We start from the raw sequence: 11,768 nt of genomic DNA, 5'->3' as shown, positions 1-11,768 counted from the left end.
CTGTACCCGGGCGTCCGTGCCGACCACCCAGACTGTCGACGAGACCAGCGCGACGCCTCTCAACCGCACGCCGGACCCGCCTCGCCACCGACGCGGAACACCGCGCCGTCGATCCCCTCGCCGGATGCGGTGACCACACCGCATCGCACCCGACTCATTGCGCCCGCTCCGTCGCCGTGACCGGATGCGCGATCCGGGGCAGCACCGATTCGCCGTATGCCTCCAATGTCGCCGTCTTGGCGTCGTGCTGGAGGTAGACGGCGAACTGGTCGACGCCTGCCTTCTCCATCTCCCGCAGCCGGGCGACATGCTCGTCGGGCGTACCGAGCAGGCAGAACCGGTCGACGATGGCGTCGGGCACGAACTCGGCGTGCGTGTTTCCCGCCCGGCCGTGCTGGTTGTAGTCGTACCCCTGCCTGCCCGCGATGTATTCGGTGAGCGCCGCCGGAATCTCGCTGCCGCTACCGTATTTCGCGACGATATCGGCGACGTGGTTGCCGACCATGCCGCCGAACCAGCGGCACTGCTCGCGGGCGTGCGCCAGCGCCGCCGCCGACCCATCGGTGACGTAGGCTGGCGCGGCCACGCAGATCTTCACCGATTCCGGTGCGCGCCCCGCCTTTTCGGCGGCGGCACGCACCCGGGCGATGGTCCACGCCATGATGTCCGGGTCGGCCAGCTGCAGGATGAATCCGTCGGCCACCTCCCCGGTGAGATCGAGCGCGCGCGGACCGTACCCGGCCACCCACACCTCTAGTCGGGAATCGCCCGCCCACGGGAACCGGACGACGGTGTCGCCGATCCGCGCACTGCGGCCGTTGCCCAATTCCCGGATGACCTCGATGGATTCACGCAGCGTCGCCAAGGTGGTCGGCTTGCCACCGAGAGTCCTGACCGCGGAGTCACCGCGGCCGATCCCGCAGATCGTCCGGTTGCCGAACATCTCGTTGAGCGTCGCGAACGTCGACGCGGTCACCGTCCAGTCCCGCGTCGCCGGGTTGGTCACCATCGGCCCGACGACGATCTTGCGTGTCGCGGCCAGGATCTGGCTGTAGATGACGTACGGCTCCTGCCACAGCAGGTGCGAGTCGAACGTCCACACGTGCGAAAAGCCGTGCGTCTCGGCCACTCTGGCCAGTTCGACGACCCGCGAGGCGGGCGGCGTGCATTGCAGCACCACACCGATATCCATTCGGCACACTCCGATCTGTTTCTCCGGTACCGCGATCAGATGAGGTTCTGCGACAGTTCGCGTCTGATGAACCGGCCGTGGCCCTTGCTGCCCAGGTACGCGCCGTTGTCCACGATCACCCGGCCGCGCGAGAGCACCGTGTCGACGTGGCCGTCGATCTCGAAGCCCTCCCAGGCGGAGTGGTCCATGTTCATGTGGTGGGTCTTGCCGTAGCCGATGCTGGTGTGGCCGTTCGGGTCGTAGATGACGATGTCGGCATCCGCGCCCGGGCTGATCACGCCCTTGCGCGGGTACATGCCGAACATGCGCGCCGGCGCGGTACAGCACACCTCGACCCAGCGCTCCAGCGACATCAGCCCGTTCTTCACGCCCTGGAACATCAGGTCCATCCGGTGCTCGACGCCGCCGATCCCGTTGGGAATCTTGCTGAAATCGTCTTTGCCGAGTTCCTTCTGATCCTTCATGCAGAACGGGCAGTGGTCGGTGCTGACCGTGGTGACGTCGCCGGTGCGGATATAGCGCCACAGCTCGTCCTGGTGCCCCTCGGCTCGCGACCGCAGCGGTGTCGAGCACACCCACTTGGCGCCCTCGAAACCCCCTGTCCCATCCAAGAACCCAGCGCCCAATTGTTCTTCGAGCGAGAGGTACAGGTACTGCGGGCAGGTCTCGCCGAAGACGTTCTGCCCCCTGCCCCGCGCGGTGGCGATCTGCTCGAGTGCCTGCTTGGCCGACACGTGCACGACATACAGTGGCGCACCGGTCAATTGGGCCAGCATGATCGCGCGGTGGGTGGCCTCCTCCTCCATCTGCCACGGCCTGCTCGTGCCGTGGAAGTAGGGGGCCGTGTTACCGCGGGCCAGTGCCTGGGCGACGAGTACGTCGATGGCGATGCCGTTCTCGGCGTGCATCATCATCAGCGCGCCGAGATCCCCCGCCGTCTGCATGGCGCGCAGGATCTGGCCGTCGTCGGAGTAGAAGACGCCCGGATAGGCCATGAACAACTTGAAGCTGGTGACGCCCTCGGCCACCAATTCACTCATCCCCTTGAGGGATTCGTCGTTGACCTCGCCGATGATCTGGTGGAACCCGTAGTCGACGGCGCACTGCCCGTCGGCTTTGCGATGCCAGGCGCCGAGGGTGTCCTGCACCCGCTCGCCCGGTTTCTGCACGGCGAAGTCGACGATGGTCGTCGTGCCGCCCCACGCCGCCGCGCGGGTGCCGGTCTCGAAGGTGTCCGATGCCTCGGTGCCGCCGAAGGGCAGCTGCATATGCGTATGTCCGTCCACCCCACCGGGAATCACGTACTTGCCGGTGGCGTCGATGACGGTATCCGCGGCGCCGGCGAGATCGGGGCCGAGCGTCGCCGTACCCGGTTGCAGGAGCGCGACAATGGTCTCGCCGTCGATCAGGACATCGAGCTGCTGGGAGCCGGTGGCCGAGACCACCGTGCCGCCATGGATGAAAGTGGTCATGGTGTCACCAGCGGTCCGTAGGCGTCCGGGCGGCGATCGCGGTAGAAGGCCCACCGGTCGCGCACCGTCTTGATCAGGTCCATATCGAGATCGCGCACCACCAGTTCGGGATTGGTGTCGGAGGCGACCTCACCGACGAACTTGCCCTCGGGGTCGACGAAGTAGCTGGTGCCGTAGAAATCGTCGTCGCCGTAGTCGGATTCGATGCCGACCCGGTTGATCGCGCCGATGTAGTACTCGTTGGCGACGGCCGAGGCGGGCTGCTCCAGCTTCCACAGATAGCCGGACAGGCCGCGCGAGGTGGCCGAGGGGTTGAACACGATCTCCGCACCCGCCAGGCCGAGCGCGCGCCAGCCCTCGGGGAAGTGCCGGTCGTAGCAGATGTAGACGCCGACCTTGCCGACCGCCGTGTCGAATACCGGCCAGCCTAGATTGCCTGGTCGGAAATAGAATTTCTCCCAGAAGCCATTGACGTGCGGTATGTGGTGCTTGCGATATTTGCCCAGGTAGCTGCCGTCCGCGTCGATCACCGCAGCCGTGTTGTAGAGCAGACCCGGCTGTTCCTGCTCGTACACCGGCAGCACCATCACCATGCCCAATTCCTTTGCCAGGGCCGCGAATCGCTCCGTCGTCGGGCCGGGGACGGACTCGGCGTACTCGTAGAACTTCGCGTCCTGCAGCTGGCAGAAGTACGGACCGTAGAACAACTCCTGGAAGCAGATCACCCGAGCGCCCTGCGCGGCGGCCTGCCGCGCGTAGTCCTCGTGTGCCTTGATCATCGACTCTTTGTCGCCCGTCCAGTTCGTCTGGACCAGGGCGGCTCGCACGATTGCCATGTTTGTGATCCTCCACCGTGAACCAATTCAGTTGTGTTACAAGATTACGGAAACAGTTTCGCGCCCGTTACGTTTTGAGCCCGCCGATATTCCGGCACACCCGTACCAGCAGAATGAACGTGTGACCATCGACCCCGCGACCACCGAGCACGCGCCATCGGACGGCGCGGGCACCGGCATGCCCGCGTCGCTGGCCGCACCGTTCCTCGCCGACCTCGACGACCGGACCCCCGCCGGCATCGCGGCCGCGGTGAGCCGCCGAATCCGTTCCGGCGCACTGCAACCCGGTGTTCGACTGCCGACGGTGCGCGAGGTCGCACGACAGTTGAAGGTCTCCCCCGCCACCGTCAACCAGGCCTGGCGCGCGCTCGCCGCCGCGGGCGCGATCATCGCGCGCGGCCGCGCGGGCACCTTCGTCGGCGAACCGCCCGCGACCCGTGCCGCGGCGCCCGCCGGGCGCTATCAGCGGCTGCATCCGCCCTCGGACAGCGCCTTCCGCATCGATCTGTCCCGCGGCACCCCCGACCCGAATCTGCTGCCCGACCTCGGCGCGGCACTGCGTGCCATCTCCGGTCACAGCGATCTGGCCGCCGACTATCTCGGCGAGGCGGTGCTGCCCGAACTCGCCGCACGGGTGCGCGCGGACTGGCCGTTCCGGCCCGAATCCGTCGCCGTACTCGACGGCGCACTCGACGCCATCGACCGGGTGCTGAGCGCGCACGTCCGGCTCGGTGACGCGGTCGCCGTCGAGGATCCCTGTTTCCCGCCGTTCCTCGATCTGCTCGCCAGACTCGGCGCGCGACCGGTGCCCGTCCGGATGGACGAATCCGGCCTGCTCCCCGACGATCTCGCCCGCGCCGTCACCGAATACGGTGTCACCGCGCTGATACTGCAACCGCGCGCGCAGAATCCGACCGGTATCTCGGTCACCGCGGGCCGCGTCCGCGACCTCGCCCAGATCCTGTCGGGCACCAGCGTTCTCGTCATCGAGGACGATCACTCCGCCGGAATCGCCGCCGCCCCACTGCGTTCGCTCGGCGCGCGGCTGCCCGCGCGCACCGTGCACATCCGCTCGTATTCGAAATCCCATGGCGCGGACCTGCGGGTCGCGGTGGCGGGCGGCCCGGCCGAGCTGCTCGATCCGGTGATCGAACGCCGGATGCTCGGCCCCGGCTGGACCAGCCGCCTGCTGCAGCGCCTGCTGCTCACCATGCTCGACGACGACACCGCGATCGACACGGTCACCACCGCCCGCACCGAATATCGCAGGCGCTCAGCCGAACTGCGCCGCGCGCTGGCCCGCCGCGGCGTCCCCCTGGGCCGCGGCGACGGCATCAACCTCTGGCTCCCGGTCACCGACGAGAACGCCGCGATGATCTCCCTCGCCGCCGCGGGCATCAAAGCCGCCCCCGGCGGCCCCTTCGAACTGCGCGATCACCCGAGCAACGATCACCTACGCATCACCATCTCCCCCGTTACCGACCACGATCTCGACTGGCTCGCCACCGAACTCGCCGCGGCGACCACGGCGGCCCCCACCTACCGCCGCATCCGCCGCGCCTGACGGCTCAGATCCTGCCGACCTCCTTCAGCACGCGCCGCGCCTGGGCGAACAGCATGCCGACATTCACGGACTTGCGGCAGACGACGACAACGACGACGTCGTCACGGCTGTCGGTCCTGATGAACAGGTGCGTCAAATTCTCGCTGTTGACCAGGATTTCCTGGAAGTAGTGCCGCTCGCTGCGAATGCCGCGGCGCTCCTTCCAGATGTCCTCGATCATCACCACATTGCGTCCCTGGAAGATGTCCAGCGTCGCGGCGGCGAGCAGATCGAGCACCTCCGGCGGATGATTGTCGACCGTCTCGACCGAGAGCAGCATCCCGGTGGACATATCGATGGCGCCGGAGGCCACACACTCCGGCACATCCGACCGCAGCGCTTTGACCAGAACAGAGACCCGGTCGGTCATGCTCGACGAGCCAGTGCCGGTGTTCCGCGGTGTAGTCATCGCATCCTTTCCTATTGCCGCCCAGGTGGCGGCGTGATGAGTGGTGGGGCCCGCAGCACGACCTGCGGTGGCCGGGGTGGAATCATGTCGTTGATGCCGCTGGCGCCCCGGCGGCGGCGCGGCAGCGCGTCGCGACCGTCCTCGGTGGGCTGAGCCAGGTGCGGCGGCGGGACGACGAGCACGTCCTCCGCCAGCAACCTGGCCACCTCGACGGTCACCGCGTACAGGCCGCGGTTGAGCCGGAACGCGATATCCCGGCAGCAGTGCGATCCGTCGATCTGCCGCAGAATCGCCTGGCGCTCACCGACCGTCGACCCGAGCAGGGTCCGGCCGCGGTCGGTGAGCATCAGCCGGTTGCGATGCGGGGACACCCGCGCGAGGGTCACCACGCGCAGCCTGCGCTCGGTCTCCGCGAGCAACCAGTCCGGTTCGACGCCGCGCGCCGTGCCGATCGGCGGTCCGCCGGGCTCGTCCGGATCCAGGACCTCCGACCAGCGGCAGTCGGCGATCCAGCCCGCGACGATCGCGAAGGCGCCGTCCATCGCGGCCATCATTTCCAGTACCCGGAATTCGGCGTCGCCGGTGGATCCGCGGCCGGGCCGGGCGAGCAGTTCCGATATCCCCGGCGCACCCGGCGAGTGCACGGCCGCGATCCGGCCGCCGACCATATGGAAGTCGCCGCCCGGATCGCCCGACACCCGAAGTATCCCCGTGCGAACACATTTCGCCGCACCCGCCAATTCACGGACAACTTCCAGCGCCGCTTTCCGGCCCAGTTCGGGCAGCCGATCGGGGTCGGCGAAGGGTGCGAGCGTCATATTGATACTCCGCGTGTGGATTTCGGGAACCTCGAACGAAATACGAACGGAACACCCGGTATTCGAGAGACCGAAACTCAGCCGCCGAATAGTAATACGACCAGATCCAGCGCGAGCCAGGCGCCGAGCGCGACAGTGATCGGTAACCAGGCCCGGATCCGCCTGCGGCCATAGGGTGTCCACGCCCTCAGCGCCCGCTGGAACTCGACCGGGCTCACATACTCGCGAGTAATCAAAGCTGTTCCCTTGCAACGAGTCTGGTGAATCTTGTGATCTCGCACGAGTGGCGCCTACCTAAGGAAAGTCGCCCTCGTGCGCGGTTCCGATCCTGACATCAGACCACTTTTAGAGCAACCAATTCCTAGAAATTAGCGCACATCGGGCAACGCCGGGAACACGTCCGCGCTGGCTACGCGGCACAACTCGCCGACACACCCTTCAGCGCGACGCGCGGTATTGCGTCAAGCCCAATTCACACACCACCGCACACCTTTCGCCTTCCCGCACACCGAATCGCCTGCGATTCGGTGTGCGGGAAGCCAATTGGTGTGTGTTTCAGGCGGCGGCGGGGCGGGTGTCCGGGTCGGCATCGGGGCGGCGGCCATAGCGCGAACCCATGCGGAGTTCGGCGCGGCGGGCGCGATGCTCGGCGCACAGGTGCACGTGTCCGGTCCGGATGAAGGCCGGGTCCAGTCGCTGCACGAACGTCAGGTTTTCCCGGCGCCAGCAATCGCCGCAGACCAACTTGTTCATGATGACACCTCGTTTCCGCACACTAGGCGTGTGGCGAGAGTGTTCCCCATTCCGGCTCCGCTAACCCGCCGTGTATCCATACCATCGCCCCAACGCCGCCCTACTGTTACCAGTCGCCCACTGAGCGGATCGCCCTCGATCCGACTAGGCTGCTTCACCGAGTGCCTAGTTTTCCGCGACGGGATCGCGTTCTCTGCAACCAGAACCATGCACTCGATGGCTATTTCACTAGGAGCGGCAGTGGGCACCCGGGACAGTTACGACGAGATCGCCGACGAGTACGCGAACCGGTTCTGGGACGAACTCGACGGCAAGCCGCTCGATCGCGCACTCCTGAATGTGTTCGCCGGCGCGGTGGGCGCCGACCGCCCGGCCGCCGACATCGGTTGCGGCCCCGGCCATATCGCGCGCTACCTCCGTGACCGCGGCGTGCCGATGGTCGGCGTCGACCTATCGCCCCGGATGATCGATACCGCGGCCACCGCACACCCCGATATCGAGTTCCATGTCGGCGATATGACCGAACTGCCCTTCCCCGACCAGTTCTGGGGCGGCATCGTCGCGTTCTACTCGATCATCCACGTCGCCGCCGCCGACCTGCCTGCCGCCTTCGGCGAGTTCTACCGCACCCTGCACCCGGGCGCACCGCTGCTGCTGTCGTTCCACATGGGCGACGAGATAAGGCATTTCGACGATCTGTGGGGTCATCCGGTCGATCTGGACTTCCGCTTCTACGAGCGCCCGATGATCGAATCCCTGTTGCAGAAGGCGGGTTTCACGATCTCCGCGACGGTCGAGCGCCAGGCCTACCCCGCCGAGGTGCCCACCACCCGCGCCTATCTGCTGGCCCATCGCCCGGCCTGAGGACCTCAGCGGTTCGCGTTGTGCCAGACGTAGACGTCGTCATCCACCACGACGACCGACTGCCGGCCGGTGTCCGTCCCGCATTCGTACTCACGCCCCTCGGGCAGCGGATCCGGCCACCATTCGGCCGCCAGCTTCGGCGGGGCGGGCAGTGCGGCGGGAAGACAGGCGGCACTCGGCAACCCGACTCCGCCGAGGCCGAAACGCAGAATCTGCTCGTTGGTATCGAGGTTGTGCTTCTCGCGGATGTTCACCGCGGTGCCGGGAATCCACTCGGGAATCCAGCTGCGCGACCCGCTGTTGGCGCGCTGCACCGCCGACATGTCGACGTAGGAACCCTCCCGCAGATCCGAGTACGCGCGCATCTGCTGGCACCCGGCGACCCATCCGCTCACCGCGATCAAGCCGGCACACCAGACCCACCTCATGACGTCGAGCATAACCACAGCAAACCTCGCGCAGCCGCCGACGCACCCGAACGAGTGGCCACCTCCGCGGAGGTGGCCACCGTGCGCACGACGCCAGCGCCGGACATAAAGCAACCGAATAGCTACCTTTGAGAAGGCCGAGCAGCCGTCAGGTGTGAGCACGCGTGAAGCGGATCCTGCCCACTCCGGCGACGATCAGTTCAGCCGCAACATCCCCTTCCAGGACTGCGACCACGGCGTCCGCGGCTGATCGCAGCGCCAGATGGTGACATCGCGCGCCAGTTCCGGGATACCGAGCCGAGCGTCGACCCGCCCGATCGGCGTCACCGTGCCGAACAGCGCCCGCACGTCCGCCTCCTTACCGCCGATCCAGAGCACGGTGGTCGCCGAGTCCGGCGGCGTACCGAAGTAGCCGAAACCGCGATTCGGGCTGTAGACGGCGGGCAGCCCGTACTTCTCCCGCTCGACATCCAAAGCGCTTGCCTGCCAATATGAGTCGGCGATGATGACGGCGCGGGAACGCTCGGGTTCCGGCAGCGCGCGGTAGGCCGCCGCGGCGCCGTCGCGCAGTTCCGGCCAGCCGAACTTGCCGTACAGGCCGATCGACAACCCGGCCTGGGTGTCGCTCTCGACCGGCTCGATCGTCGATTCCGGCTGCCACGGCAGCGTGAAGATCACCACCGCCGCCGACACCACCGACAGCACGATCGCGACGATCGCGCGCCAGCGCGCCGCGTCACGCGTCCACCACACCGCACCCGCCGCGATGACGGCCGCGTAGCAGCCCACCGCGTAATACGGCCTGCCATTGGTGATCACGAAGAGCACGACCAGAAACAGCAGCACGAGTCCGATGAACCGCCACGGCCGCAGGGCCGGTGCGCGCAACAGCGCGAACACGCCGACGGTGAGCAGCATCGCACCGAGCACGCCCGCCGCGATCAGCGCGATCGGCACGAACGTGTAGCGCCCGCCGATGCTGTCCTGCTCGTGCGAGACCGCGGCACCCATGCCGAGCTGCGGCCAGCCGCGCGCGGCCTGCCATATCAGCGTCGGCACGGTCACGGCGACGGAAATCGCCGCGCCGGCCCACAATGCGGGCCGCCGCAGCATTTCTCGCGGTCCGGCGAGCAGCACCGCCACCGCGACGGAGATCCAGAAGAACGGGATCAGCCACTTCACCTGCATATCGATCGCGGTCGCCACACCGGCCCACAGCAGCAGGCCGTCGCGCCGAGTGCGCACCCAGCGAATGAGCAGCCAGGTGATCAGCACCCACAGCGCGGTGTCGATGGTGTTGGTGGCCAGCACCGTTCCCTGCACCAGCAGGAACGTCGAGGTCGCGTATGCCGTCGCGGTGAGCACCTGCGCCGCGCGGGACCCGCCCATCTCCCTGGCGATCAAAGCGCTGATCACCACCGCGGCCAGCGTCACCAGCACGGCCGGAATGCGCAGCGCCACCAGAGATCCCGGCGCCAGCACATCCATCACCCGCGCGATCGCGGGCACCAGCACGCCCTGATCGGCATATCCGAGGGCGAGCCTGCGCCCGGCGGCGACGAAATACATCTCGTCGCCGAAGAATCCGTATCGCCCGATCGAGGCGAACAGCGCGATGGCGGCGAGCGCCGTCACCGCCGCGACCTCTCGATAGGCGAAAGGTGGCGGCTCACCGATATCCGCCTGGCGCGCCTTGACTTCCACTGTCGTTGTCACCGTTCGTCCCCTCTGTCCCTGTCCGGTCCGAACCCGCCGCGGCGCCGCGGCACGCGAACCGTCCACACTGTTGTCACTTCCCCACCGGTCCCCATCAGACGCGAAGACCTCCCCGGCACTTCCACTTGTACGCCTACCCGTCCTTACGTGTCGCCAGGTCCAATGTCCTGCGCAATTGCGCCGAATACGTGCTCATATCGAAGCCGGGTTCACGGATCGCCCGCCCGGCCGCGCCGTCGACGGCATCGCGAATCAGCTTGGCCATCACCACCGCGTCGAAGTCGCCGAACTCCCCGGCGCGCTGCCCTTCGCGCATGATGTCGATGAGCGGCTGGATGATCTCGCGCTCACCGTCGGCACCGGCGAACCGCAGCCGCCCCTCGCCGTCGCGCAGGTTGAACACCACATCCGTCAGCGCCGCGACGAACTTCCGGTTGGCGTCGATGAAGTCGAGGTTGCTTTCGACATAGGCCATCAGCTGATTGCGCGCCCCCTCGACCGCGGCGACCTTCGGCGCGATGTGTTCGGCACCGGACACATACAGCTGAATGACCAATTGCGTCATCAAATCGTCCTTGCCCTCGAAGTGGTAGGAGATGACACCCTTCGAGATGCCCGCATGTTTCGCGATGCGAGCCAAAGACGCGTTCCCGTAACCCAATTCGGAGATCACCTCGACGGCGGACGCGATGATCTGCCGCCGCCGCGCCTCCTCGATGAAGGAACGCTGGCCACTTGGACCATTTTCTGACCGCATGGCCAAATTTTAGCATGAGCGGTCAGACGACGTCCAAAAGGCGCCAACCGGCCCCGCTTCCGGCGGGGAGATGGAATGATCCGCACCGCATCGACTGATGCACAACCCGAATGAAGGAGACTCCGAACAGTGAGCAACGAACAGCCGGGGCAGCAACTCGACGACGCGACCCGCGAACACAGCCGGCGACTTCGCCGCCGGGTTCTAGTCGGTACGAGCATCATTGCCGCCATCGCCGCCGTCGTCGCGCTCACTTCGGGCAGCGCGGGCGCGGCGCCGATGATCTGGCGGACCACCGGTTCGGTGCCAGGCTGCAACACCCCCATGGCGGGCCAGCCGAACGGCAAGCAGTGGCCGGTCGAGCCCGCGATGTCGATCGACACCACCGCGACCTACACCGCGACACTCGAAACCAGCTGCGGCAGGATGACTCTCGCGCTGGACGCGGCCAAGGCGCCGCGCACGGTGAACTCGTTCGCCTTCCTGGCCAACGAAAGCTACTTCGACCACACCAAATGCCACCGGCTGACCACCGAGGGCATCTACGTGCTGCAGTGCGGTGACCCGACCGGCACCGGCCGCGGCGGCCCCGGCTACCAGTTCTCCGACGAGAACCTGGCGGGCGCGACCTACCCGGCGGGCACCGTCGCGATGGCCAACTCGGGCCCGAACACCAACGGCAGCCAGTTCTTCCTGGTGTACCAGGACTCCCGATTGCCGGCGAACTACACGCCTTTCGGCAAGATCTCCTCGGGCACCGAGGTGCTGAGCAATATCGCGGGCGGCGGCGTGACCGACGGCTCCGGCGACGGCGCGCCGGTCGCGGACGTTGTCCTCGATCTGGTCTCCGCTTCGCGCGGCTGATCCAGAAAGCCGGAAGGGCCGCGCTCCCGATGGAACGCGGCCCTTCCGTGGAACCG

Annotated in this window: 12 protein-coding genes; 3 read left to right on the top strand and 9 right to left on the bottom strand. The window is 67.2% G+C overall.

The genetic code is table 11. From position 1 onward, the window contains the following. Positions 1 to 154: 154 nt before the first annotated feature. Genes ACIG5A_RS01480 through ACIG5A_RS01470 form a run of 3 tightly spaced genes read right to left on the bottom strand, consistent with a single transcriptional unit; the run spans position 155 to position 3,500 of the window. A complete protein-coding gene (locus ACIG5A_RS01480) occupies positions 155 to 1,192 on the bottom strand; it encodes a TIGR03842 family LLM class F420-dependent oxidoreductase (protein WP_397236480.1) in 1,038 nt (345 codons plus the stop codon). A 35-nt stretch (positions 1,193 to 1,227) separates the two neighbouring features. Continuing rightward, positions 1,228 to 2,664, bottom strand: a complete 1,437-nt coding sequence (hydA, locus tag ACIG5A_RS01475; RefSeq protein WP_397236478.1) for a dihydropyrimidinase — start codon at positions 2,662 to 2,664, stop codon at positions 1,228 to 1,230. Continuing rightward, entirely contained in the window at positions 2,661 to 3,500 is an 840-nt protein-coding gene (locus ACIG5A_RS01470) for a nitrilase-related carbon-nitrogen hydrolase (RefSeq protein WP_397236476.1), read from the bottom strand. The genes hydA and ACIG5A_RS01470 overlap by 4 nt, the downstream gene beginning before the upstream one ends. Positions 3,501 to 3,621: 121 nt before the next feature. On the opposite strand from ACIG5A_RS01470, the gene ACIG5A_RS01465 reads away from it, so the two are divergent. Continuing rightward, positions 3,622 to 5,064, top strand: a complete 1,443-nt coding sequence (locus tag ACIG5A_RS01465; RefSeq protein WP_397236474.1) for an aminotransferase class I/II-fold pyridoxal phosphate-dependent enzyme — start codon at positions 3,622 to 3,624, stop codon at positions 5,062 to 5,064. Between the two features lie 4 nt (positions 5,065 to 5,068). Here ACIG5A_RS01465 and ACIG5A_RS01460 read toward each other — a convergent pair whose 3' ends face one another. The 3 genes from ACIG5A_RS01460 to ACIG5A_RS01450 form a co-directional block, all read right to left on the bottom strand. Continuing rightward, complete coding sequence (locus ACIG5A_RS01460) at positions 5,069 to 5,512, bottom strand: hypothetical protein (RefSeq protein ID WP_397236472.1); 444 nt, start codon at positions 5,510 to 5,512, stop codon at positions 5,069 to 5,071. Positions 5,513 to 5,523: 11 nt separating this feature from the next. Then, complete coding sequence (locus ACIG5A_RS01455; RefSeq protein ID WP_397236470.1) at positions 5,524 to 6,330, bottom strand: hypothetical protein; 807 nt, start codon at positions 6,328 to 6,330, stop codon at positions 5,524 to 5,526. Between the two features lie 555 nt (positions 6,331 to 6,885). Continuing rightward, positions 6,886 to 7,083 (bottom strand): hypothetical protein, encoded by a 198-nt coding sequence (locus tag ACIG5A_RS01450; RefSeq protein WP_397236468.1) that lies wholly within the window; start codon positions 7,081 to 7,083, stop codon positions 6,886 to 6,888. Between the two features lie 240 nt (positions 7,084 to 7,323). Between ACIG5A_RS01450 and ACIG5A_RS01445 the strand changes: the two genes are divergently transcribed. Further along, a complete protein-coding gene (locus ACIG5A_RS01445; protein WP_397236466.1) occupies positions 7,324 to 7,947 on the top strand; it encodes a class I SAM-dependent DNA methyltransferase in 624 nt (207 codons plus the stop codon). 5 nt (positions 7,948 to 7,952) lie between these two features. Here the strand turns inward: ACIG5A_RS01445 and ACIG5A_RS01440 are convergent, their stop codons facing one another. The 3 genes from ACIG5A_RS01440 to ACIG5A_RS01430 all read right to left on the bottom strand — a co-directional run bounded on the left by ACIG5A_RS01440 (position 7,953) and on the right by ACIG5A_RS01430 (position 10,848). Beyond that, complete coding sequence (locus ACIG5A_RS01440) at positions 7,953 to 8,375, bottom strand: hypothetical protein (RefSeq protein ID WP_397236464.1); 423 nt, start codon at positions 8,373 to 8,375, stop codon at positions 7,953 to 7,955. Positions 8,376 to 8,570: 195 nt separating this feature from the next. After that, complete coding sequence (locus tag ACIG5A_RS01435; RefSeq protein ID WP_397236462.1) at positions 8,571 to 10,091, bottom strand: glycosyltransferase family 39 protein; 1,521 nt, start codon at positions 10,089 to 10,091, stop codon at positions 8,571 to 8,573. Between the two features lie 133 nt (positions 10,092 to 10,224). Then, a complete protein-coding gene (locus ACIG5A_RS01430; RefSeq protein WP_397236460.1) occupies positions 10,225 to 10,848 on the bottom strand; it encodes a TetR/AcrR family transcriptional regulator in 624 nt (207 codons plus the stop codon). Between the two features lie 129 nt (positions 10,849 to 10,977). On the opposite strand from ACIG5A_RS01430, the gene ACIG5A_RS01425 reads away from it, so the two are divergent. Beyond that, positions 10,978 to 11,712: a peptidylprolyl isomerase gene (locus ACIG5A_RS01425; protein WP_397236458.1), complete on the top strand. Its 735-nt coding sequence runs from the start codon at positions 10,978 to 10,980 to the stop codon at positions 11,710 to 11,712. The last annotated feature ends 56 nt before the right edge of the window (positions 11,713 to 11,768 follow it).

Origin of the sequence: Nocardia sp. NPDC052566, assembly GCF_044547285.1 — a bacterium.
GTDB lineage: Bacteria > Actinomycetota > Actinomycetes > Mycobacteriales > Mycobacteriaceae > Nocardia.
This window is presented reverse-complemented; position numbering and strand designations above follow the sequence as displayed.

Excerpts from the sequence above, each read along its gene's own strand:
- ACIG5A_RS01460 (WP_397236472.1), bottom strand. The coding sequence starts at position 5,512 with ATGACTACACCGCGGAACACCGGCACTGGCTCGTCGAGCATGACCGAC.
- ACIG5A_RS01430 (WP_397236460.1), bottom strand. The coding sequence starts at position 10,848 with ATGCGGTCAGAAAATGGTCCAAGTGGCCAGCGTTCCTTCATCGAGGAG.
- ACIG5A_RS01455 (WP_397236470.1), bottom strand. The coding sequence starts at position 6,330 with ATGACGCTCGCACCCTTCGCCGACCCCGATCGGCTGCCCGAACTGGGC.
- ACIG5A_RS01440 (WP_397236464.1), bottom strand. The coding sequence starts at position 8,375 with ATGAGGTGGGTCTGGTGTGCCGGCTTGATCGCGGTGAGCGGATGGGTC.
- ACIG5A_RS01450 (WP_397236468.1), bottom strand. The coding sequence starts at position 7,083 with ATGAACAAGTTGGTCTGCGGCGATTGCTGGCGCCGGGAAAACCTGACG.
- ACIG5A_RS01470 (WP_397236476.1), bottom strand. The coding sequence starts at position 3,500 with ATGGCAATCGTGCGAGCCGCCCTGGTCCAGACGAACTGGACGGGCGAC.
- ACIG5A_RS01480 (WP_397236480.1), bottom strand. The coding sequence starts at position 1,192 with ATGGATATCGGTGTGGTGCTGCAATGCACGCCGCCCGCCTCGCGGGTC.
- hydA (WP_397236478.1), bottom strand. The coding sequence starts at position 2,664 with ATGACCACTTTCATCCATGGCGGCACGGTGGTCTCGGCCACCGGCTCC.